Genomic DNA, 21626 nt, shown 5'->3' with positions numbered 1-21626 from the left:
GCTTAGCCCCTCATCGCTTTGCCCTGCGGGTCGTAAGGTGAAGGCGCGACTACCCGCGCGGGCCTCTCAACACCAACCACGTGGACCGAAAGCTCTGTTCCGGGCGCGGCCTTGTCGCGGTTGACCAACGCCATTGCCAGTGACTTCCCAGTGTAGTGCCCGTACCCTCCCGACGTTACAAAGCCCACGCGCTCACCGCCCGCCCAAACGGGTTCGTAACCGCTTGCGTCCGCGTCATCGGCGTCCACTTCCAGTGTCACCTGTATCTGCGCCGGACCGTTTCCGTCGCGCTCGGCCACAGCGGCCTCTTTGCCGACAAAATTCTTGTCCCAATCGATCCATCGATCCATGCCTGACATTCCCGGCGTGTAAAGCTGCGTGAACTCTGCCGACCAGATGCCAAAACTCTTTTCAAGCCGCGTTGACAGCATCGCGTTGAAACCGCACTCGCGAATGCCCTCTTCGGCACCGGCCTCCAGCAACATACGGCGCAGCTTGATGTGGTCACCGTAGCGGCAGTTGATCTCATACCCTTTCTCGCCGGTCACCGACATGCGGGCGACGCGCGCGCGGACCAACCCGATGTCAAAATCTCCACAGCCCATGAATTTCAGACCCGAGATGTCCTGTTCAGCCAACTTTTCGACCACGGCTTGCGACTTGGGACCAACCACCGCAAACCCGCAATATTCCTCGCCCAGATCCCGGACATTAACGCCGTCGATCATGTGATCGTCAAACCAGCGCATGTGCCACGCCCGCAAGTAGTAGCTGCCCATGATCCACCAGGTTCCGTCGCCCCAGTTGAGCACCGTAAGATCTCCTTTGAGCCGCCCGTTCTCACCCAACATCGGCGCCAGCTTCGCCCGACCTGGCGCGGGCAGTTTTGAGGCCATGACTTTGTCCAGCCAAACCTCAGCATTTGGGCCACTCACCTCAAACCGGGAGAATCCCGAGATATCCATCAAGCCGACGCCTTCGCGGATTACCTTGCATTCGTCAGCTACGATATCGTGCGCATTCGACCGCTTGAGCGTCGGTGTTTCCTCGAACCCTTTCCGTGCAAAATACAGCGGCACTTCAAGATCCCAGCTGATGCCCCATTTGCAACCCGCATCCGTCATCGCGTCATGCGCTGGGGCCATTTTTAGCGGCCGCCCCGCGGGCAGTTGCTCGTTCGGGTAGGTCATTACAAATCGGCGGGAATAAAACTGGCCCGTGGTTTCACGGATATACCGCTTGTTCTGCGCAAAATCGCCAAAGCGCGCCACGTCCATCGGCCAGGCATCCGCCTCGGGCTCGCCATGGATCATCCATTCAGCCAGCGTCTTGCCGACGCCTCCGCCCTGCAGAAAGCCTGCCATGACCGCGCAGGCCGACCAATAGCCACGCTTGCCGGGAACCGGGCCGACCAGCGGGTTTCCGTCAGGCGCGAAGGTGAAAGCACCGTTTACCCATGTCTTGATGCCTACGTTCTGGATCGACGGATAGCGCTCAAAGCCAAGCGTCAGCTCATTCTCGATCCGGTCGAGTTGTTCCTGAAACAGCTCCTCACCATAATTCCATGGCGCACCGTCCATGGCCCAGTGTTCGTGATCGATTTCATAAATTCCGACCAGAACGCCTTTCTGATCTTGCCGCATATAGGTGAACCCCTCGAGGTCCACCGTCATCGGCATTTCGAATTCGGCTTCAGCGACCTCGGGGACTGTGTCGGTGATCAGGTAGTGGTGTTTCAGAGGAGACACTGGCAACTCTACCCCCGCCATACGCCCTACTTGCTTGGCCCAAAGGCCAGCGGCGTTAACCACGTGTTCACAAGTGATCGTGCCCTTGTCGGTGATGACCTGCCAGCCATCATCGGTCTGGATTAGCTCCTCGACCTTGGTTTCCTCATAATACTCAGCACCGCGTTTTTTGGCAGCCGTCGCATAAGCCTGCACCGTGCCGGTTGTATCGATATAGCCCTCGCGGTCCGCCCACATGGCCCCCAAAACGCCGTCGGTGGACATGATTGGGCAACGCCTCTGCGCCTCCTCCGGGCTCAGCAATTCGCAGTCATCAATGCCGATAGACTGGAAGATGCGGTAATTCGCCTGCAGCCATTCCCACCGTTCGGGCGTTCCGGCCAACGTCAGGCCACCGGTCATGTGCAAGCCGATATTCTGACCCGATTCCTTTTCGATCTCGCTGAGCAGGTCGATTGTATACGCCTGCAAGGACGCCATGTTTGGGTCCGCATTCAGAGCGTGAATGCCGCCAGCCGCATGCCAGGACGAGCCGGACGCCAGCCGCCGCCGTTCCAGCATAACCACATCTGTCCAGCCAAACTTGGCCAGATGATACAGAACCGAGGCGCCCACGACGCCGCCCCCGATGACCACAACGCGATACTGAGAATTCATCCTGCGCTCCCCTGCATGTCTCACGAGGGACGCTAGAGGCACTGTTCACATCTGTCTAGACATTTCTGTACAGTTCTGCGCCTACCAAGAAACCGCCTTGGTGCGGCAGTTTTCAAAGTTGTGCGCTGGGACGGGAAGCGATCTTATCAAACCACGCTAAAGTGGCTGTGTTTTCTTGCGGAATTCGCTTTTTGATCACGCGGGCAAAGTCAACGAAGACAAAGGTGGAAATGTCAGCCAGAGTGAAATCTGAACCTGCGATAAACGCGCTTTCGCTCAGTCGCTGTTCCAGAAGCGAAAAGAAATGGTCAACGCGAGTTGAACCGCGCTGCGCCAGTTCCGGGATTTGCGCGTGATTCACCGGACCCGGAATTGCCCTGTCAGCAAAGGCTGGATGTGTATTCCGCAACGCCTCGGCTACAGGCGCGCCGCCCCGCTGTTCGACAATGCTGTTCCACATCAGAACCTGCCCCTTTTCATCCGGAGTTCGGCCCATCAAAGGTGGCTCAGGAAACCGCGCCTCAAGATAGGCGGCGATCCCTAGATTCTCAGTTAGCGCGCTGCCCTCATCCGTCACCAGCACCGGAACCGTTGTATTGGGGTTCACCGCGCGAAAGTCGTCACTGAGTTGTTCACCTTTGCCGATCGAGATTTCTCGGGTTTCGATATCCAAACCCTTTTCGGCAATGAACATGCGCGCGCGCCGTGGGTTGGGGGCCGTGGAACAATCATAAAAAAGCATCAGGTTCTCCCACCCTGTCAGCGGCGATAAATGAAACAGCGCCCCTCGACGGCCCCTTCAGGAAGGGACACTTCGGTCAAGGTATCGAAATACATCCGGTCGCTGGACACCATCAAACCACCCTCGGCTAATAGCGGCTCGATCAATGGTGAGACAAATCTGGCGAAGTCGTCGTTCTTTTTGCGGTTGTGGCCACCCAGATCCGCGTGGATCAGACTGGCTGTGGCTCCGAACCGATCCACCGAGGCCGGTAGTGTTTCACGCACATCCCCCAAGATCACCCGATCTTCGGGCGGCGTGGAATCCGGATGCGACGCCACGGCGCGCTCGAATACATAGACAGGTCGACCTGAAATATACTGCACCATGTGATGATAGGTGCGCCCATTGCCCAACCCCAGTTCGAACACCGGTCCTGGCATCCCTTTGGTCTGAGCGATGGCAAAATCCAGACAGGTCCGTTGGGACACCATGCGGTCGATGAACAGATCCAAGCGGCTTTGGTTGTCGGTCACGGGGAAATCTCTCCTTGATATCAGTCAGCTCGTGATTTGGGGCCGACACCGCATGTGATGACAAATCCTCAAGGATTTGTGTAGGTAAATTGGCCTAAGTTTCACATTTTCGCGACAATTCGGCCCAAGAACGGGTTTGACTACACAGGCACAACCGCGCGAGACTAAGTCAAAAAACACAGGGAGTTGAATACGCCGATGTCGAACCACGGACGAACGGGTGGAAAACCCGCATGACTGCGTTGTTGTCCGTCAGAGACCTCAGCATCGGTTTTGGTGCGGGCGACTCAGTTGTCAAAGGTGTCAACTTTGATGTCGAGGCCGGGCAGACATTGGCTCTTGTTGGCGAATCCGGGTCGGGAAAAACCATCTCGTGCCGGGCGGCATTGCGCATTCTTCCACGTGCCGCGCAAATCCGCAGTGGCACGATTACCCTGAACGATTCGAAAGGCTTCGAGGATCTGACCAAGATCAGCGAGCGACAGATGCGTGACATTCGCGGCAATCGGATTTCGATGATTTTTCAGGAACCGATGCGATCGCTGTCCCCGTTGCACAAGATCGGCAATCAGGTCAGCGAGGTCTTGTGGCTGCATCGGAGCGCGTCCGAGGCGCAGGCCCGCAAAGAGGTCCTGACCCAGTTCGAACGCGTGGGCTTTCCTGATCCGCAGCGCGCCTATGATTCTTACCCGTTCGAGTTGTCGGGCGGCATGCGCCAGCGCGCCATGATTGCGATGGCCATGGTTTCCAGGCCAGAACTGCTGATCGCGGACGAGCCGACGACCGCGCTGGACGTAACGACACAAGCGCAAGTGCTTGGTCTGATCAAAGAACTACAGCGCGAGACAGGAATGGCCCTGATCCTTGTGACGCACGATCTTGGTGTGGTTGCCAATATGGCAGAACAGGTCGTTGTCATGCACAAGGGTCGCGTGATGGAGGCAGGGGCAGCCGCCCCGATCCTAAGCGCCCCGGCGCACCCCTACACACAACAATTGTTCAACGCGGCCCCTGCAATTCCCGACGAGGATTCGGTCGGGCTGCCTATGCCGGATGATGACCTCATTCTACAGATGAAGGGGGTGTCCAAGACCTACACTATGCGGTCCAGCAGGGGCTGGCAGGGGGACAAGCTGATCCATGCCTGCCGAGGTGTAGATCTGAAATTGGCCCGCGGCAAAACACTGGCAATCGTCGGCGAAAGTGGCTCGGGCAAAACAACGGCCGCTCGGATCGCCCTTGGCGCGGAACTGCCCGATCCGGGTGGCGAGGTTCTGTTTCGTACCGCTCCGGGCGAAGACCCGATCACTGTGCACCACATGAACCGCTCTCAGCGCACGGCCTTTCAACGAAAGGCGCAGATGGTGTTTCAGGACCCGTACAGCTCTCTCAGTCCGCGGATGCGCATTCAAGACGCGCTGACCGAGCCTTTGGAAATCCACTCCATTGGTTCGACCGCCGAACAGCGGGACAAAGCAGTCGAGATGCTGCAGCGTGTGGGACTGAATGGTGATATGCTCAAACGCTATCCACACGCCTTTTCCGGCGGGCAACGGCAACGCCTGTCGATTGCGCGGGCGATGATGCTGGACCCACAGCTGATTGTCTGTGACGAGCCAACATCGGCACTGGATGTATCGGTTCAGGAACAGATCCTGACCTTGCTGGAAAACCTGCAGGACCGGTTGAACCTGTCCTACCTGTTCATCTCTCACGACCTTGCGGTTGTGGCGCGCATTGCCGACGAAGTGGCCGTGATGCGCCGGGGTCTTGTCGTCGAACAGGCCCCGCCCGAGACGCTGTTTTATAACCCCCGACACCCTTACACCAAGGCGCTGATTGCCGCCCAACCAGAACCCGACATCAATCGGCCCATCGACCTTAAACTGGTTGCGTTGGGCGCTGGTTCACCAGACAGTTGGGATGACACCTTCCGATTTACGGACTCCGTGATACCCTCACTGGTAGAGATGGAGCCCGGCCATAAGGTACGATGCCATGTTTAAAACCACTCGCCCGCTTATTCTGGCTGCCACGTTGGTCGCCACTTTGGTCCTGCCCGCCACGGCAGGAACACCGACCCCTCAAGAAAGCGAATTCTGGAAAGCCGAGGTCAGCGCCGGGAACCTGCCGCCGGTCGCAGAGCGCCTGCCAGGCGAACCTCTAATCGTGGATCTGGCAGCCAAAGGCCGCGAGTTTGGTGCCCCTGGCGGCACGCTTCGCACAATGGTGACCCGGTCAAAAGACATCCGCCAGATGGTCGTCTACGGTTATGCGCGACTGGTTGGGTTTGACGGAAACTACGAAATCGTCCCTGATCTGCTGGAGTCCTATGAAAACGAAGGTAATCGAAAGTTCACACTGCATCTGCGTGACGGGCACAAGTGGTCCGATGGATCGCCGTTCACATCCGAAGACTTTCGTTATTGGTGGGAAGACGTTGCCAACAATGAAATGCTCAGCCCTTCTGGCCCACCTGACTTCCTGATTGTTGAAGGTAAAACGCCAACCGTGACCTTCCCGGATGAGACAACTATTGTCTTTGAGTGGGAAAACCCAAATCCTGATTTTCTGCAATCGCTGGCCCAAGCGCGCCCGCCATTCATCTACCGGCCGTCTGAATTCCTCAAACAGTATCACGAGAAATTCGCAGATGCTGAAGACCTCGCCTTTCAGGTCGAAGACGCACGGGTCAAAAGCTGGGCGGCGCTGCACAACAAGCTGGACAACCTCTACAAGTTCGACAACCACGAACTCCCGACGCTGCAGCCTTGGCTGAATGCAAGTTCGGGCAAAAAGATCCGCCACAATTTCGTTCGCAACCCATATTATCACCGCATCGATTCCAACGGCGTTCAGTTGCCCTATATCGACGTCGTCGAGATGGAAATCGTCGCTGCTGGCTTGGTCGCGGCCAAGACCAATGCTGGCGAAACTGATCTGCAGGGGCGCGGTCTGGCGTTTCGCGATGCATCTATCCTGAAAAAGGGCGAAGCCGGCGGAGACTACAAAACCTTGCTGTGGAAGACCGGTGTCGCATCGCAAATCGCGATCTACCCGAACCTGAACTACTCGGATGAAGTTTGGCGCGACGTTCTGCGCGATGTTCGTGTTCGGCGGGCGCTGTCCCTGGCCATCGACCGCAAAACCATCAATCAAGCGCTCTATTTCAAGCTGGCCCATCCCGGTGCGATGTCCGTTTTACCCGCGTCTCCGTTCTATGACGAGAAAAACGCAAAAGCCTGGGCGCAGTATGACGTTGAGATGGCCAACGCCCTCCTGGACGAAGCTGGCCTGGCCGAACGCGATAAAAACGGCATTCGCCTGCTGCCGGATGGCCGCCCGATGGAACTGATCATCGAAACCGCAGGAGAACGGCAAGAGGTTGAGAACGCGCTTCAGATCGTCACGGATACGTGGCGCGAAATCGGTGTGGACCTGATCATGCGCCCGTTGGACCGGGACATTCTGCGCAACCGCGTATTTTCAGGCAACACCATGGCCTCGGTATGGTTTGGCTGGGATGACGGTATCCCGCAGGCGCACACATCCCCCGCATATTTGGCCCCTACGGATCAGGTGTTTCTGGCCTGGCCCAAATGGGGACAATTTTATCAGACCAGCGGCGATGTTGGTGAAGCGCCTGACATGCCCGAAGCCGAGCGTCTGATGCAACTGGCCCATGATTGGGAGGTTGCCACCACCGACGAAGAGCGCAAGGCAGTCTGGACCGAGATGTTGAAAATCCACGCTGACCAGCTTTTTGCCATCGGAATTCTGAACGGCGCGCCGCAACCTATCGTAGTGTCCAACCGTCTGCGCAACGTGCCCGAGCAGGGCATGTGGGCATGGGAGCCCGGCGCACATTTTGGCATTCACCGCCCCGACGAATTCTTTTTCGCCGATTAATCAGGAGCAGCTAAATGGTAATGCTGCGCTATGCGGTGTATCGCTTTTTCACGATGCTGCTGACTTTGCTGGTGGTGTCGGTTCTGATCTTCGTGATCATCAACCTGCCCCCCGGCGATTATCTGAGCAATCAGATCGCGGAATTGCAGGCCTCGGGCCAATCCGCCGGGGTTGCCAAGGCTGAATTCCTGCGCGCGGAATATGCTCTGGATCGCCCCATATGGGAACAGTACCTGGTCTGGATGGGCTTCTGGCCCGGACCGCACGGGTTTGAGGGTCTTCTTCAGGGCAATTACGGCTGGTCTTTTGAATTCGACCGCCCCGTGGCCGAGATCGTTGGCGATACCCTATGGCTAACCGTTGTGGTCAATCTGGCCGCTATCCTGTTCGTTTATGCCGTTGCCCTGCCGCTGGGCGTCCTCGCCGCAGCAAAATCGCGAACCTGGATTGACTATACGTCGGCCTTTGTTGGCTATCTTGGTTTGGCGACGCCCAACTTCTTGCTGGCACTGATCCTGTTCTATTACGGGCACCGCTACTTCAACCTGCCCATCGGCGGCCTGATGGACCCATCCTTCGAAGGTCAGCCGATGAGCTGGGAAAAGCTGAAGTCCATTCTTGTCCACCTAATCGTACCGACTTTCGTCATTGGCACATCTGGCGCCTCTGCCATGATGCAGCGCCTGCGTGCGAACATGCTGGATGAACTGGGCAAACCTTATGTGGAAACGGCCATTGCCAAGGGTATGGCACCATCGCGAATGCTGACAAAGTACCCGCTGCGCGTGGCGTTCAACCCATTTGTTGCAGATATCGGGAACTTGCTGCCGTCGATGGTATCCGGGTCGGTACTGGTCTCAGTCGTGCTTGGTCTGCAAACCATTGGCCCGACCTTGCTGACCGCACTCAAAACCCAAGACCAATTTCTGTCTGCCTTCATTCTGATGTTTGTGGCCTTGCTGACCCTGATCGGCACCATGATCTCTGATATCTTGCTGGTCATGTTGGACCCGCGCATTCGGTACGAGGGGCGTGAAGCGTGACCAAACACACCGACGGTCGCTTTGTCGACGATGCACCTTTCGACGCAGATGCCGCCCTGCAACAGTTAGAGCGCGCAGATCTGGACGCACCCAACTGGGTTCTGGTCTGGCGCAAGTTCAAAACCCATAAGCTGGGTTTGATTTCAGGCGTCTTCCTGCTGTTCTGCTACCTGATGCTGCCCTTCGCTGGATTCATCGCCCCCTATGGCCCGAATGAACGAAACGGCGAACACCTTTACGCCCCACCACAAAGCATCAATTGGTTCCACGATGGCTCCTTCATTGGCCCGTATGTCTATCCGATCGTGGCCGAAGCTGATCTTGAGACCTTTCAGTGGAAGTTTGTGCCCGACACGGAAGACCCTCGCCCGATCCGCTTTTTCTGCGAGGGGACCGAGTACAGGCTTGCAGGTCTTGTGAAATCAGACACCCACCTGTTCTGCGCGCCAGAGGGCGCAACGCTGTTCCTTTGGGGATCCGATCGTCTGGGCCGCGATGTGTTCAGCCGCATTCTATATGGAGCGCAGCTGTCGCTGACTGTCGGCCTGATCGGCATTTCGGTATCGTTCACCCTTGGCATCTTTTTTGGATCAATCGCCGGGTATTTCGGCGGCAAGATCGATTGGGTCATCAACCGCGTGATCGAGGTCTTGCGCTCGCTACCTGAACTGCCGCTCTGGCTTGCCCTATCGGCGGCGGTGCCTTCAAACTGGAGCCCGGTTGCTGTTTTCTTCATCATCTCGATCATCCTCGGGATTCTCGATTGGCCCGGCCTCGCACGGTCAGTGCGCGCGAAATTCCTGTCCCTCAGGGAAGAAGAATACGTCCGCGCCGCCGAGATGATGGGCGCAAGCTCAGGTCGTGTCATCCGCAAGCACCTGCTGCCGAACTTCATGTCTCACCTGATCGCCTCGGCCACGTTGTCGATACCGGCCATGATCCTCGGGGAAACCGCGCTCAGCTTCCTGGGCCTTGGCTTGCGGGCCCCGGCCGTCAGCTGGGGTGTAATGCTGAACGACGCGCAAAACCTGGCCTCGATCGAGATCTATCCCTGGACGGCAATCCCGATGCTGCCGATTATCGTTATCGTGCTGGCCTTCAATTTCCTGGGTGACGGGCTGCGTGACAGTCTGGATCCATACCAGCAATGAGTTTGATTTCAGCCCTTCCTGCAACCGACGGATACAGCAAAACGGGCACCGGGGCTTGGTCCAGTGTCTATGCGGTATCTGAACTGGCGACGGCAACTTTTGGCGCGGTGGGTCAGGAACTGGCACGTCTGACGACGGCGCTGAACCTGTCGCCCAGCGCGCCGGACGTGTCTGTGGATCACCGGTTGGCCTCGCTTTGGTATCAATACTCCTTCAAGCCCAATGGTTGGGAGATGCCTAGTCTCTGGGATGCGATAGCAGGCGACTACCAGACTGCGGATGGCTGGATCAGGCTGCACACCAACCTGCCCCGCCACCGAGCGTCGGCACTTAAGGTTCTTGAGGTCAAAACAGATCGGGACGCGGTCTCTCAAGCGGTCCGGCGATGGTCCGCCAGCGAGCTGGAATCGGCAATCGTGGCCCAGGGTGGCGTTTCCGCAGCCATGCGCAGCCGGGCAGTGTGGTTAGAGCATCCGCAAGGTCGGGCCGTGTCCCGCGATCCACTGATCGGTTGGCACAGCCCGCGACAGATCAAACTGCGAGATCGATCCCAAGCCACGGCACAGCGCCCTTTGGCAGGGTTGCGCGTCCTCGACCTGACGCGCGTGCTGGCTGGGCCGGTTTCAACGCGAACCCTCGCCGGTTTTGGTGCTGAGGTTCTGCGTGTCGACCCGCCCGATTGGGACGAGCCCGGTGTCATACCCGACATCTCTTTGGGTAAATCCTGCACTTACCTCGATCTGAAATCGCCCTCAGGTTTGGAAAAGCTGCAAGAGTTGCTGTCACAGGCCGATGTGTTCGTCCACGGGTATCGCCCCGGTGCTTTGGATGCGCTCGGCCTGACCAGGGCCAAGCGCGATGAATTGGCCCCAAACCGGGTCGAAGTCACATTAGACGCTTATGGCTGGCAAGGCCCATGGGCCGGGCGGCGCGGGTTCGACAGCCTCGTTCAGATGAGCGCGGGTATAGCGGATGCAGGCCGTGACTGGGCAAATGCGGATAAACCAACACCATTGCCGGTTCAGGCGCTGGATCATGCAACCGGCTATCTGATGGCCGCCGCTGTGCTATCCGCCTTGGCTGAGGCTGCCTCGGGGAACGCTATCATGCTGGGTCAGCTCTCTCTCGCACGCACGGCCGAGTTGTTGGCCATTCTCGGCAAGTCCGACACGAAAGAGGTCATTACCGGTGCCAACCCGTCAGACTACAGCCAAGCTCTCGAAGACTCTGGCTGGGGCTCCGGTCACCGCCTGAAACCTGCTCTGACTGTTGGCGACGCCAAGATGTTCTGGAACAAGCCTGCACCTAAACTAGGCACGTCGGCTCCGGTCTGGGCCACGGCCATCACCTGAGCCAACCGCCGCGCGGAACGCGCGGCCCGGCCCAACGCTTTGGGTCTCGTCTTGCCAGAGGCGTCACCCAAAGGGGCGGGAGACCCCCTCAGCGATCGTCCCCACCCGGACCGATATCGTCCAGATAATCCTCGTCAATCGCCGCCTGCACCGCACCCGTCACAGCTTCGCGCTGCTTGGGTGTCAAATCCTCGGGGTCCTTGCCCTCGGCCAGGCGCACAGTGACCTCACGGTGTGCGAACTTGATGCCTTCGCGGGCGAACAATTCCCGGATGTCCTGATAGACTTTCTTGCGCACCAGCCATTGATCGCCCGGCTTGGTCATGAACTTGACCCGAATGATCATCGCAGAGTCCTGCATTTCGATCACGCCCTGCGACTTCAGCGGTTGGATAAAGTTGTCGCCAATCACCGGGTCGCTCAACAACTCTTGACCCAACTTTTTGATCAGCTTGCGCACCTTCTCGACATCGGTGTCATACGTCACCCGCAACGGCAGTTTCATGATCACCCAGTCGCGGGAATAGTTGGTCAGAACCTTGATCTCACCAAAGGGGATGGTGTTCAGTGCGCCGAGATGGTGACGCAGTTGGAACGACCGGACCGAGATCTTTTCGACCGTTCCCTTCACGTCACCGATGTCGATGTATTCACCCTTGCGGAACGCGTCATCCATAAGGAAGAACGCCCCCGAAAAGATATCGCGGACCAATGTCTGCGATCCAAAGCCCACGGCCAGACCCACGACACCAGCACCCGCGAATAGCGGACTAACATTGATACCCAATTCCATCAGGGCAATCAGCGCTATGGTCACAACAACTACGGCCAGAATGGCCCCGCGGAACAAAGGCAACAATGTTGCTAGGCGGCTTTGCCCACCTTCTCCGCCTTCATCGCCCAGCTCAGCCTCACCACCGCCGTCGTCAATCTCCTGCGCGATCTTCGAGTCGATCCCGATGCGGAAAAAATGGAACAGGATATAGCCCATGAAGAGGATCACCATCACATCCAGCGCCCGCTCGATCGGCAGGTCCTCGCTCCAGCTGGCATCCGGATTCCAGATGACCACCAGCGCATATAGACCGACAACAAAAGCCAGAATACCGGCAACCCGCCGCGCCAGATCTTCGTAGGTCAGGATCGAGTGCTTGCGCATCTCGGCCTGCGGCGTTTCGATCGCTTCAACCTCGGCATCCGCCTCATCACCATCGGCATTCATCGCGTCCAGCTGGCTGTTGCGATTGAAATACCGTTCCAGAAGATAGTTCATGGCCCCGTAGGCAACCACGACCGACATGAAGATGGCGTAGCTGCTGGCCACGATTGGGATCGAGTTTTGATTTTCCAGCACCAGGTCGACGGCCAGTTTGAACCAGCTGAACACCATGTACAGGATCAGCACCGGCGCCCATGCAAACGAGATTAGGCGCAGAATCCACGACACCTGATCCGGTGACCGCCCGCCGCGAATAGCGTTTGAGATGGCGCGGGCATTGAACAGGATCATCAGGACATTGCCGATCGCGCCAAACATCGTCAGGCCGCCATAGACCAAGGCGTAGACGTTATAGTTCAACCCAAAATCAGCTACCCAAGTGGCAAAAAGCACGACGGTAATGTCGTAGGTCGCCAGCGCCGAAGCCCAGATATACAGGCGTTTTGCGTCACGATCCGAGAAAGGCGGCAAGCGATATTGGCTTAGATACGGGGATAGAACCATGCGCCACAGATCAGACACGGTACGCGACAGGAAGAAGGCGGTAAAAATTGCTGTGACCGTGAACTGGATCGAGATGTCCTCAGCTTCGCCGAAAAACACGAAACCGACGATAAGCGCCATCACCATCGCAAAAATCGTGGCGCCTATCCCCATAAGGAACCGGAACACCAAAAACGGCATCTTCTCGCGATAGCCTTGTGGATCTTCCTTGGATCGCGCGACGACGATTCGCTTTGCGATACGCTTGCCGTAGATTTCAATCGACAACCATCGTCCGATCAAAAGGAAGAGAACGTTCCAGAACAGGACCTCGACATAGGTCTGTATTCGGCCATCCGGGCTGGTCTGACGCAGGATGTATTGCACCTCGAAGATCGAATAAGGCAGCGCCTGAAGCCGTGAATTCATCGAGTCACGAAATCTCGAAAACCGCTCCTGCGCTTTCATAAGCTGCGATCCGTCGCCCATCGGATCCCCGGGCGCAATCTCGGGAGTGACACTGTTTTTCTGGCCGGAAGACACGATTTGCCCGGCGCTGTCGATGACGATCACACTGGCCCCCGCTTCGGTCGCAGAGCGGATCGCCGTAGCCAGATCGCTTTCACTGGCTGTGTCCGAGTTGCTGCCCCCGGCTGAGGGATACCCCGGTATCAGAGAGGTCTGCGCAACTGCACCGGTGACCAGCGCCAGAGTAAGGGACCAGATTACAAACGTTAATCCAGCCAGCAATGTTCGTGTCATCGGATATTTTTCCAATTCGCCATTCGTAACACAGGTTATCGAAGCCCGGTGAAGGGTTCAAATATTCAACCCCCGCAGCCTCAACATCGTATCAAGCCGTGTTCCCCGCACCATGCTATGAACAGAAGTGTTTGCAACCCGGAAAAAACTGAATATGACCAACCAGACGCTGTCATCATGACGGGTGGGCAGGAAATTTGATGTAGAACAGGGCGCAGATGCGAAACCCGCGGCTAAAATCGATACAAGCCGGTAACGACTGGTGGGATCAGTGATTTTGCACGAGGCTGAAAAAAATATATACCATACGGGTGCAAGTGCGCGGAGTTGCACCAGAACACTGAATTGGGCAAAGGCATGAGCCTAGGAAGACAAAACGATACAACCGGCCGTGCGCCGCGCATCTTGTTCTACAGCCACGATACGTTCGGGTTGGGTCACCTGCGCCGATCCCGTGCACTGGCTGGTGCGATGACGCAGGCCGACCCATCGGCATCGGCGCTGATCCTGACCGGGTCACCCGTGGCCGGGCGGTTCACCTTTCCGCGCCGCGTGGATCACGTGCGTTTGCCGGGTGTGACTAAACGCGCCGATGGGTCTTATGCATCCCAAACGATTGGCATGGGCATCGAGGAAGTGACCGAGCTGCGTGCGGGTCTGATCCAGACGGCGGTTCAGCAATTCGATCCCGACGTTCTTATCGTCGACAAGGAACCGACCGGTTTCCGCAGCGAGCTGTTGCCCACCTTGGAAAATTTGCTGCGGTCCCGCCGCACCAAAATGGTCCTGGGCTTGCGTGACGTTTTGGATGAACCCGAAGTGCTGGCCGCCGAGTGGGAGCGGAAAGAAGCCATTGCGGCGACCGAAAGGTTCTACGACGAAATCTGGGTGTACGGGCTGCGCTCGATCTATGATCCGACCGAGGGCCTGCCGCTCAGCGCTGCCGCGCAGTCGCGTATCCATTGGACTGGTTATTTGCGCCGCGATCTTGGGCCGATAGGCGATCCGCCGGAACAGCCCTACATCCTGATTACGCCGGGTGGCGGCGGCGACGGCAAAGCCATGGTGAACCAGGTTTTGTGCGCCTATGAAAAAGACCCCAACCTGTCACCGCGCGCTGTCCTTGTCTACGGCCCCTTCCTGTCGGGCGAGTTGCGAGACGATTTCGAAACCCGCGTTGCTGCGCTGAAAGGTCGGGTCACGGCTGTTGGCTTTGAATCGCAGATCGAAACGCTGTTTGCCGGCGCTGCAGGTGTGGTCTGCATGGGCGGCTACAATACGTTCTGCGAGGTGCTCTCGTTCGACAAACGCGCCGTCATCGTTCCGCGCACGACACCGCGGCTGGAACAGTGGATCCGCGCCTCACGCGCCGAGGGTCTGGGTCTTGTCAGAATGCTGGACGAAAACCGTGACGGGTTGACTGCGGACGCGATGATTGAGGCCATTCGCAATCTGCCCGATCAGCCCTTGCCTTCTCAGGCAATCCGCGACGGCCTGCTGGATGGTCTGGACTATGTCACAAGCCGCGTAGATGCGCTGCTTGGTGGGGAACGGGAACGAGCCACCGGATGACTTCAGGAAAACCCAAGCTCGCGGTGCTGGTCAAAGGATGGCCGCGCCTTTCCGAGACGTTTATCGCACAGGAACTGGTCGCCTTGCAGGACGCGGGCCACAGCTTTGACATCTGGTCCCTGCGCCACCCGACCGACATCAAACGCCACCCGCTGCATGACCGGTTTAAGGGACAGGTGCACTACCTGCCCGAGTACCTGTACGAAGAACCTGATCGCGTCTGGGCCGCGCGCCACCTCGCGCAGACCCTGCCCGGCTATGCCGAAGCCTACAGGGTCTGGCGTTCTGACCTGCGTCGTGACCCCACGCATAACCGCATCCGTCGGTTCGGGCAGGCCTGTGTTCTGGCCGCTGAGTTGCCCGAGGAAACGCAGGTGATGTATGCGCATTTCATGCATACACCGTCGTCAGTCGCACGCTATGCCGCCATCATGCGCGGCCTGCCCTGGAGCTTTTCGGCACACGCCAAGGACATCTGGACGTCACCCGACTGGGAGAAAGCCGAGAAACTGCAGGCCAGCACGCATGGGGCCGCTTTTGGCGCAACCTGTACTGCCATCGGGGCCGAACACTTGCGCAGTTTGGCCGATGATCCGGCGCGGGTCGATCTGATCTATCATGGCTTGGACCTGAACCGTTTTCCCGACCCACCGACCCGCGCAGCTCGGGCACCGGATGGGCGGTTTCACATGCTCTCAGTCGGTCGTCTGGTCGAGAAAAAGGGCTTTGATCGCCTGATCGATGCGTTCGCCATGCTACCCAATTCGCTGGACTGGCACTGGACACATATTGGCGGCGGTACGCTTGGTGATGCTCTGCGCGAACGGGCTGAGGCCCAAGGTATCGCGGACCGGATCACCTGGAAGGGGGCCTGTGACCAGCCCGAAGTGATCGAGGCAATGCGCAGCTCTGATCTGTTCGTGTTGCCCAGCCGGATCGCGGCTGACGGAGATCGCGACGGGTTGCCAAATGTTCTGATGGAGGCTGCGTCGCAGCTGTTGCCGATCCTGTCGACACCGGTTTCCGCCATTCCGGAATTCATAGAAACCGGGACGCATGGCGTTTTGTCCGACGACAACCCGTCCGCAATTGCCAGCGCGATCACCGAAATGGCCGCCGCTCCTGAGCGTACTGCATCCATGGCCAACGCTGCCTATTCCCGCCTGATTGCCGAGTTCAGCATGGACCCCGGCATTGCCCTGTTGTCCAAACGGCTCAGCGCATTGGGCGCGGGCAAAGACTGATGGCCCGCGTCGCCTTTTTCTCACCGATGAAATCTCCGGACAGCCCGGTGCCATCGGGTGACAGGGAAATGGCGCGCAATCTGATCAGGGCGATCGGGGCGCAGGGCGATGAGGTCGATCTCGTATCGGACTTGCGCATTTACGACAAAACGGGCGATCCGGCGGTTCAACAACGTCTCTGCTCTGACGCCGATGCCGAAGCCCGGCGACTGATCGCGGACATGACCCACGACACGGATTTGTGGGTGACGTATCACAACTACTACAAGGCCCCCGATCTGCTGGGCCCTAAAGTGTGCGCCGCTCGGGGCATCCCCTATGTGCAATTGGAAAGTACCCGTGCGACCAGCAGGTTACGCGGCCCATGGTCCGGCTTTGCGCAAGCCGCACATGATGCCTGCGACGCGGCGAACGTCATTTTTTACCACACGGCCAACGATCTGATCACGCTGGAACGTGAAAAGTTCAAGGATCAGCGTCTGGTCGAATTGCCGCCCTTTTTGCCAATCTCGAACCTGCCGCCCGCTTCCTCTTGTGACGGGCAGATGCTGGCGGTGGGAATGATGCGGCACGGCGACAAACTGGCGTCGTACCAGCTGCTGGCGCAGGCCCTGTCGCATTTGAACGGGGATTGGGCTTTGGATATTGCAGGGGATGGACCTGCGCGGGCTGAGATCGAAGACCTTATGACACCGTTTGGCTCTAAGGTCCGGTTTCTTGGGCAACTGGATCGTGACGCCTTGCAAAACATATACGCAAATGCGTCCATCTTAGTGTGGCCCGGCGTGAATGAGGCATATGGCATGATTTACCTTGAAGCGCAGGCAAGCGGAGTTCCGGTTGTTGCGCAGAACAGGCCCGGTGTCCGCGATGTTCTGGCGCCGGCCAACTACCCCGAGGTCGAAGCAGGACCCGAAGCGCTTGCCACCAGGCTACAGACGCTGATTGGCGACCCTGCCCTGCGTCGTTCGCTTGGTACGATAGCCCGGGGATACGTGTCCAACCGCCACCTTATGCCCGCAGCAACCGAACGGTTCTGGCAGGCTGCGCGGCCTTTGATCGGAGGCACTGCATGAGCCAACTTGCTCTTTTACGCCACGGCCACACCCATTGGAACCGCGCTGGCCGTATTCAGGGCCGCAGTGACATTCCGCTGGACGATGACGCGCGCACCGAACTGGCCGGATATGAATTGCCCGAGTCGTGGAACAAGGCAGCGCTCTGGTCCAGCCCCCTGCAGCGCGCCAGCGAAACCGCCGCATTGGTCGCGGGGCGAGAGCCTAAGGTGTCCGAAGCCCTGACCGAGATGAACTGGGGCGATTGGGAAGGCAAGCGCGGCGTTGACCTGATTGCAGACGCAGATAGCGGATATCGCCATATCGAGGATTGGGGCTGGGACTATTGCCCGCCGAACGGCGAAAGTCCGGCGGAAGTGCGGGCGCGATTGCAACCCTGGCTGGGCGGTTTGCAAGGTGACACTGTCGCCGTGTGTCACATTGGGATCATGCGCGTCATTCTCGCCTCGGCCTGGGGATGGAACTTTGACGGCACTGCCCCGTTCAAGATCAAGCGCAACCGACTTTATGTCATTGATCTGGATGGCTTTCAGCCGCAACCCGAACCGGTTCGACTGCTGCAACAAGGCCCCTGCGAATGAAGGTCATGATTGTTGTCACCCACCTGTTGGGCACCGGGCACCTGAGCCGCGCGTTGACGCTGGGCCGGGCCTTTGTCGCGGATGGGCATGATACCTTCGTGGTCTCTGGTGGGATGCCTGCTCCTCAATTGGCCACGACCGGAATGACGTTGTTGGGACTGCCCCCTTTGCGCTCGGATGGTACTGATTTCACCCGTCTTTTGACACAAGCCGGAACGGTGGCGGATGAGGGGTACTTCGCGGCGCGCAAGACTGCTCTGGTTGAAGCAACTCGCAGCTTTGCACCGGATGTTCTGATCACCGAGCTTTATCCGTTTGGCCGCCGGTCTCTGGCAGGTGAATTTTCAGCCGCGCTTGAGACCGCTCGTGAAATACGCCCGCGCCCGGTAATTCTGGGATCGATCCGTGACATTCTGGCACCGCCCTCGAAACCCTCAAAGGCAGAGCGAGCGGATGAGATCATCGCAAAATACTACGACGGCATCCTTGTCCATTCGGACCAGAGCGTTGTGCCGTTGAACGTCAGCTGGCCTGTGTCTGAGCAGCTGGAGGGCCGCCTGTTTTACACGGGTTTCGTGGCTCCACTGGCCCCAACACCGCACAAGGACGCAACCGGCAAAGGCGAAGTGCTTGTCAGCGCAGGCGGCGGTTCGGTTGGGCAACCGATATTTCGCGCGACCATCGAGGCCGCCGGAAAGATGCCGAACAGGCGCTGGCGCCTGTTGGTCGGCGGGCAAGACGCAAAGGCGCGCATTACAGAATTGCGGAAGCATTTGGAGGGTGCCCCTGTCACTTTGGAACCGGTGCGGCCCGATTTTCGCCAGATGCTGCACCACGCGGCGGCTTCGGTCAGCATGTGTGGCTACAATACAGCATTGGATATTCTGCAGGCAGGAACCCCTGCCGTGTTTATCCCATTTGATGATGGCAATGAGGTCGAACAGAGCCTGCGCGCCCGCACCCTTGCGGAAATGCCCGCCATTGATGTCATCCCAAGCAAAGATTTGAACGGAGATCTGTTGGCCGAGGCCGTGGGCCGTGTGATTTCATCGGAACGTCGTCCGGTCTCAGATCAGGGGTTCGATGGCGCAGCGCAATCGGTAAGCATCGCCAAGGGACTTTTGGAGCGCCGCAGATGAGTGTTGACTGGCGCAGCTTGACGGATGAACTGGATATCTGGCGTCAACAAGGACTGGCGCTGCCTTTGTGGTGGCGTGACGATGACGCGGTTTCCACAACGCCGCAACTCGACCGGTTGTCCACGATGTCAGACCTCCTTGGGGTGCCCGTTCATCTGGCCATCATCCCCCGTGATATCCAAGACGTGCTGATCGAATATGTAACTGCCCATCCAATCCTAATCCCGGTCGTGCACGGATGGGCCCATCAGAACCACGCACCACCGGATGAAAAGAAATCCGAATTCCGCCTGCACCGGCCCATGGACGATATCACTCAGGACGCCCGCATGGGGATATCGCGGTTGCGCGCCCTGTTTGCGGACCAATTGTGCCCGATGTTCGTGCCGCCCTGGAACCGCATCGCGCCAGAGGTAGTTCAGGAATTGCCCGCCGCGGGGTATCGCATCTTATCGACCGCCACGCCACGGTCCAGCCCGCAGGCGGCGCCCGGATTGGCCCAGATCAACACGCATCTGGATCCAATCGACTGGCGCGGATCACGCGGATTAGCCGATCCGGACACGTTGATCGCCAAAACCACTCAGCTGCTGCAAGATCGCCGCGAGGGTCGCGCAGACAACACCGAGCCCTTTGGTATCTTGACCCACCATCTGGTTCATGATGAGGACATCTGGGCCTTTACCCACGACCTGCTGAACCGGCTGCTGAACGGGCCGGGCTTTGTCTGGTCCGCCCCCCAAGCCGACTGAAAACGGAGATCTGAATGAGCCGACTGGATTCCATGCTGCGCCGCCTGACCGCACAACGTGACGGTTTGAATTGGGCGGTCGATCAGATCTCAGACACTGCGGGCGACGTGCTGGATATGGGCCTTGGAAACGGGCGCACTTATGATCACTTGCGGGAAATTCTGCCGGATCGGAGGATCTGGGTCATGGACCGCGTGCTTCAGTGCCATCCGTCCAGCACACCGCCAGCAGAGGATTTTTTGCAGGGTGAGGCCGAGCCGATGCTGCAGAAGCTGGCAGAAGCTGGACCCAGGATCGCTTTCGGTCACTACGATTTCGGGCGGGGTGTCAAGGAAGACGATGTCGCCGAAGCGGCGCGTCTCAGCCCCTTTATCGCAAAGGTGATGTTGCCCGGCGGGTTGTTGATCTCGGGCCAACCGCTTGTCGGCTTTCAGCAGATCAGCGGCCCTGACACCATCGCGCCGGACCGCTACTTGTTCTACAGGGCCTGATCAGGCCACGCGCCGTCCGCGCGACCAAACGCCATTCAACGCAGGGGTGCCTTCGCGCATCCGGAACCGGATGACGTCCGCCCGCGCACCCGCCCGCAACTCACCACGATCATCCAGTCCAACGACCTCTGCCGGTGTCTTTGTCACGGTTTTCAGACCACGGGCAAAATCACCCCACATCTCGCCCAGTTTCACAGCAGACAGCAACAATGCGGATGGCACATAGTCCGAGGACAGTATGTCGAGATGACCCAGTTGCGCCAATTCATGCGCAGCGACATTGCCGGAATGCGACCCGCCCCGGATCACGTTGGGTGCGCCCATCATCACCTTGATACCGTGGTCTTGGCAGGATCGCGCGGCTTCGACCGTGGTCGGGAACTCCGCAAGGGTGATCCCGTGACCGGCCGATACGCGCACCTGTTCGTCCGTCGTGTCATCATGGCTGGCCAGCATCGCACCAAACCGTTTGGCCGCCTTTACCGTCTCAACTTCGTGCAGATCACCATAGCGGTCGCGCATCGCTTTAAGGTCGGCCACGTGTTGCAGAAATCCATCTCCCTCAAGCCCCAGTTTGCCTTTCAGATAAGCTTCCAGTTTCGACAAATCGCGGAACTGCCGTTGTCCGGGCGTGTGGTCCATGAGTGAGACCAGACCAACACGGTCTTCGGGCCCAAATTCGTTTAATTCTTCGGCCAGTGTTTCCGAGCAGACCTCGGCCCGCAAATGCAGAAAATGGCTGATCTTCAATGCATCCTGTTCCCGCAACTGCCACAACTCACGCGACAGACCGCGCGCGTATTTGACATAGCGTTGCCCGGATGGGATCGAGCCTATCCGCATCGCGTCGAAAACGGTCGTGATCCCGGTACTGGCCAGTTCGGCATCATGGGCCAGAATAGCAGCGGCATGAGGCCAGTCGACCTTGGGCCGCGGCTGAATGTGACGCTCAAGATTATCGGTGTGCAGTTCGACCAGACCGGGGCAGACATAATCGCCATCGCAGTCAATTGCACCAGCGGGAACAGTTGCGCCGGTCGCGACCTCAGCAATCGCATCTCCTACAATCCGAATGCTGCCCGCAACCGTCTCATCGGGAAGAACTAGCGTGGCATTGGCAAGTATCATTTCTTCTGTCATCTGAACTTCACAAGGTTTGAGCTATTGGGAAGGCCACGCATAGGAGGCCA

General features: G+C 58.5%; 17 protein-coding genes. 12 read left to right on the top strand and 5 right to left on the bottom strand.

Features of this window, described 5'->3' with window-relative positions:
- Window positions 1-2 precede the first annotated feature (2 nt).
- From DHN12_RS14935 to DHN12_RS14925, 3 genes are all read right to left on the bottom strand, one after another.
- A complete protein-coding gene (locus DHN12_RS14935) occupies window positions 3-2405 on the bottom strand; it encodes an FAD-dependent oxidoreductase (protein WP_108860931.1) in 2403 nt (800 codons plus the stop codon).
- 112 nt (window positions 2406-2517) lie between these two features.
- Window positions 2518-3147, bottom strand: coding sequence for a glutathione S-transferase family protein (locus tag DHN12_RS14930; RefSeq protein WP_108860930.1), 630 nt, complete (start codon window positions 3145-3147; stop codon window positions 2518-2520).
- Between the two features lie 17 nt (window positions 3148-3164).
- Window positions 3165-3662: a class I SAM-dependent methyltransferase gene (locus DHN12_RS14925; RefSeq protein ID WP_108860929.1), complete on the bottom strand. Its 498-nt coding sequence runs from the start codon at window positions 3660-3662 to the stop codon at window positions 3165-3167.
- A gap of 233 nt (window positions 3663-3895) precedes the next feature.
- Between DHN12_RS14925 and DHN12_RS14920 the strand changes: the two genes are divergently transcribed.
- The 5 genes from DHN12_RS14920 to DHN12_RS14900 are packed head-to-tail and all read left to right on the top strand — an operon-like array spanning window position 3896 to window position 11117.
- Window positions 3896-5668: an ABC transporter ATP-binding protein gene (locus DHN12_RS14920; RefSeq protein WP_108860928.1), complete on the top strand. Its 1773-nt coding sequence runs from the start codon at window positions 3896-3898 to the stop codon at window positions 5666-5668.
- Window positions 5661-7571: an ABC transporter substrate-binding protein gene (locus DHN12_RS14915; RefSeq protein ID WP_108860927.1), complete on the top strand. Its 1911-nt coding sequence runs from the start codon at window positions 5661-5663 to the stop codon at window positions 7569-7571. Before DHN12_RS14920 ends, DHN12_RS14915 begins: the two co-directional genes overlap by 8 nt.
- Window positions 7572-7585: 14 nt before the next feature.
- Window positions 7586-8614: an ABC transporter permease gene (locus DHN12_RS14910; RefSeq protein WP_108860926.1), complete on the top strand. Its 1029-nt coding sequence runs from the start codon at window positions 7586-7588 to the stop codon at window positions 8612-8614.
- On the top strand, window positions 8611-9765 hold the full coding sequence (locus DHN12_RS14905) for an ABC transporter permease (protein WP_058279438.1): 1155 nt from the start codon (window positions 8611-8613) through the stop codon (window positions 9763-9765). Before DHN12_RS14910 ends, DHN12_RS14905 begins: the two co-directional genes overlap by 4 nt.
- On the top strand, window positions 9762-11117 hold the full coding sequence (locus DHN12_RS14900) for a CoA transferase (protein WP_108860925.1): 1356 nt from the start codon (window positions 9762-9764) through the stop codon (window positions 11115-11117). Before DHN12_RS14905 ends, DHN12_RS14900 begins: the two co-directional genes overlap by 4 nt.
- Window positions 11118-11205: 88 nt before the next feature.
- On the opposite strand, the gene DHN12_RS14895 is transcribed toward DHN12_RS14900, so the two are convergent.
- Window positions 11206-13581 carry a mechanosensitive ion channel domain-containing protein gene (locus tag DHN12_RS14895; protein ID WP_108860924.1) on the bottom strand — a complete coding sequence of 792 codons (2376 nt, stop codon included), beginning with the start codon at window positions 13579-13581 and terminating at the stop codon, window positions 11206-11208.
- 357 nt (window positions 13582-13938) lie between these two features.
- Between DHN12_RS14895 and DHN12_RS14890 the strand changes: the two genes are divergently transcribed.
- The 7 genes from DHN12_RS14890 to DHN12_RS14860 are packed head-to-tail and all read left to right on the top strand — an operon-like array spanning window position 13939 to window position 20436.
- Window positions 13939-15153 (top strand): glycosyltransferase family protein, encoded by a 1215-nt coding sequence (locus DHN12_RS14890; protein ID WP_108861039.1) that lies wholly within the window; start codon window positions 13939-13941, stop codon window positions 15151-15153.
- A complete protein-coding gene (locus DHN12_RS14885; RefSeq protein WP_108860923.1) occupies window positions 15150-16397 on the top strand; it encodes a glycosyltransferase family 4 protein in 1248 nt (415 codons plus the stop codon). Before DHN12_RS14890 ends, DHN12_RS14885 begins: the two co-directional genes overlap by 4 nt.
- On the top strand, window positions 16397-17473 hold the full coding sequence (locus tag DHN12_RS14880) for a glycosyltransferase family 4 protein (RefSeq protein ID WP_108860922.1): 1077 nt from the start codon (window positions 16397-16399) through the stop codon (window positions 17471-17473). The genes DHN12_RS14885 and DHN12_RS14880 overlap by 1 nt, the downstream gene beginning before the upstream one ends.
- A complete protein-coding gene (locus DHN12_RS14875; protein WP_108860921.1) occupies window positions 17470-18054 on the top strand; it encodes a histidine phosphatase family protein in 585 nt (194 codons plus the stop codon). The genes DHN12_RS14880 and DHN12_RS14875 overlap by 4 nt, the downstream gene beginning before the upstream one ends.
- Window positions 18051-19193, top strand: a complete 1143-nt coding sequence (locus DHN12_RS14870; RefSeq protein WP_108860920.1) for a glycosyltransferase family protein — start codon at window positions 18051-18053, stop codon at window positions 19191-19193. Before DHN12_RS14875 ends, DHN12_RS14870 begins: the two co-directional genes overlap by 4 nt.
- The gene (locus DHN12_RS14865) at window positions 19190-19945 is read left to right on the top strand and encodes a polysaccharide deacetylase family protein (RefSeq protein ID WP_108860919.1); all 756 of its coding nucleotides are present in this window, start codon (window positions 19190-19192) and stop codon (window positions 19943-19945) included. Before DHN12_RS14870 ends, DHN12_RS14865 begins: the two co-directional genes overlap by 4 nt.
- Window positions 19946-19959: 14 nt before the next feature.
- Window positions 19960-20436, top strand: coding sequence for a class I SAM-dependent methyltransferase (locus DHN12_RS14860; protein ID WP_108860918.1), 477 nt, complete (start codon window positions 19960-19962; stop codon window positions 20434-20436).
- Here DHN12_RS14860 and DHN12_RS14855 read toward each other — a convergent pair whose 3' ends face one another.
- Window positions 20437-21576 carry an alpha-D-ribose 1-methylphosphonate 5-triphosphate diphosphatase gene (locus tag DHN12_RS14855; RefSeq protein ID WP_108860917.1) on the bottom strand — a complete coding sequence of 380 codons (1140 nt, stop codon included), beginning with the start codon at window positions 21574-21576 and terminating at the stop codon, window positions 20437-20439.
- Window positions 21577-21626: the final 50 nt, after the last annotated feature.

It is taken from the genome of Ruegeria sp. Alg231-54 (assembly GCF_900143525.1).
In the GTDB taxonomy this organism is placed as follows: domain Bacteria; phylum Pseudomonadota; class Alphaproteobacteria; order Rhodobacterales; family Rhodobacteraceae; genus Ruegeria.
This window is presented reverse-complemented; position numbering and strand designations above follow the sequence as displayed.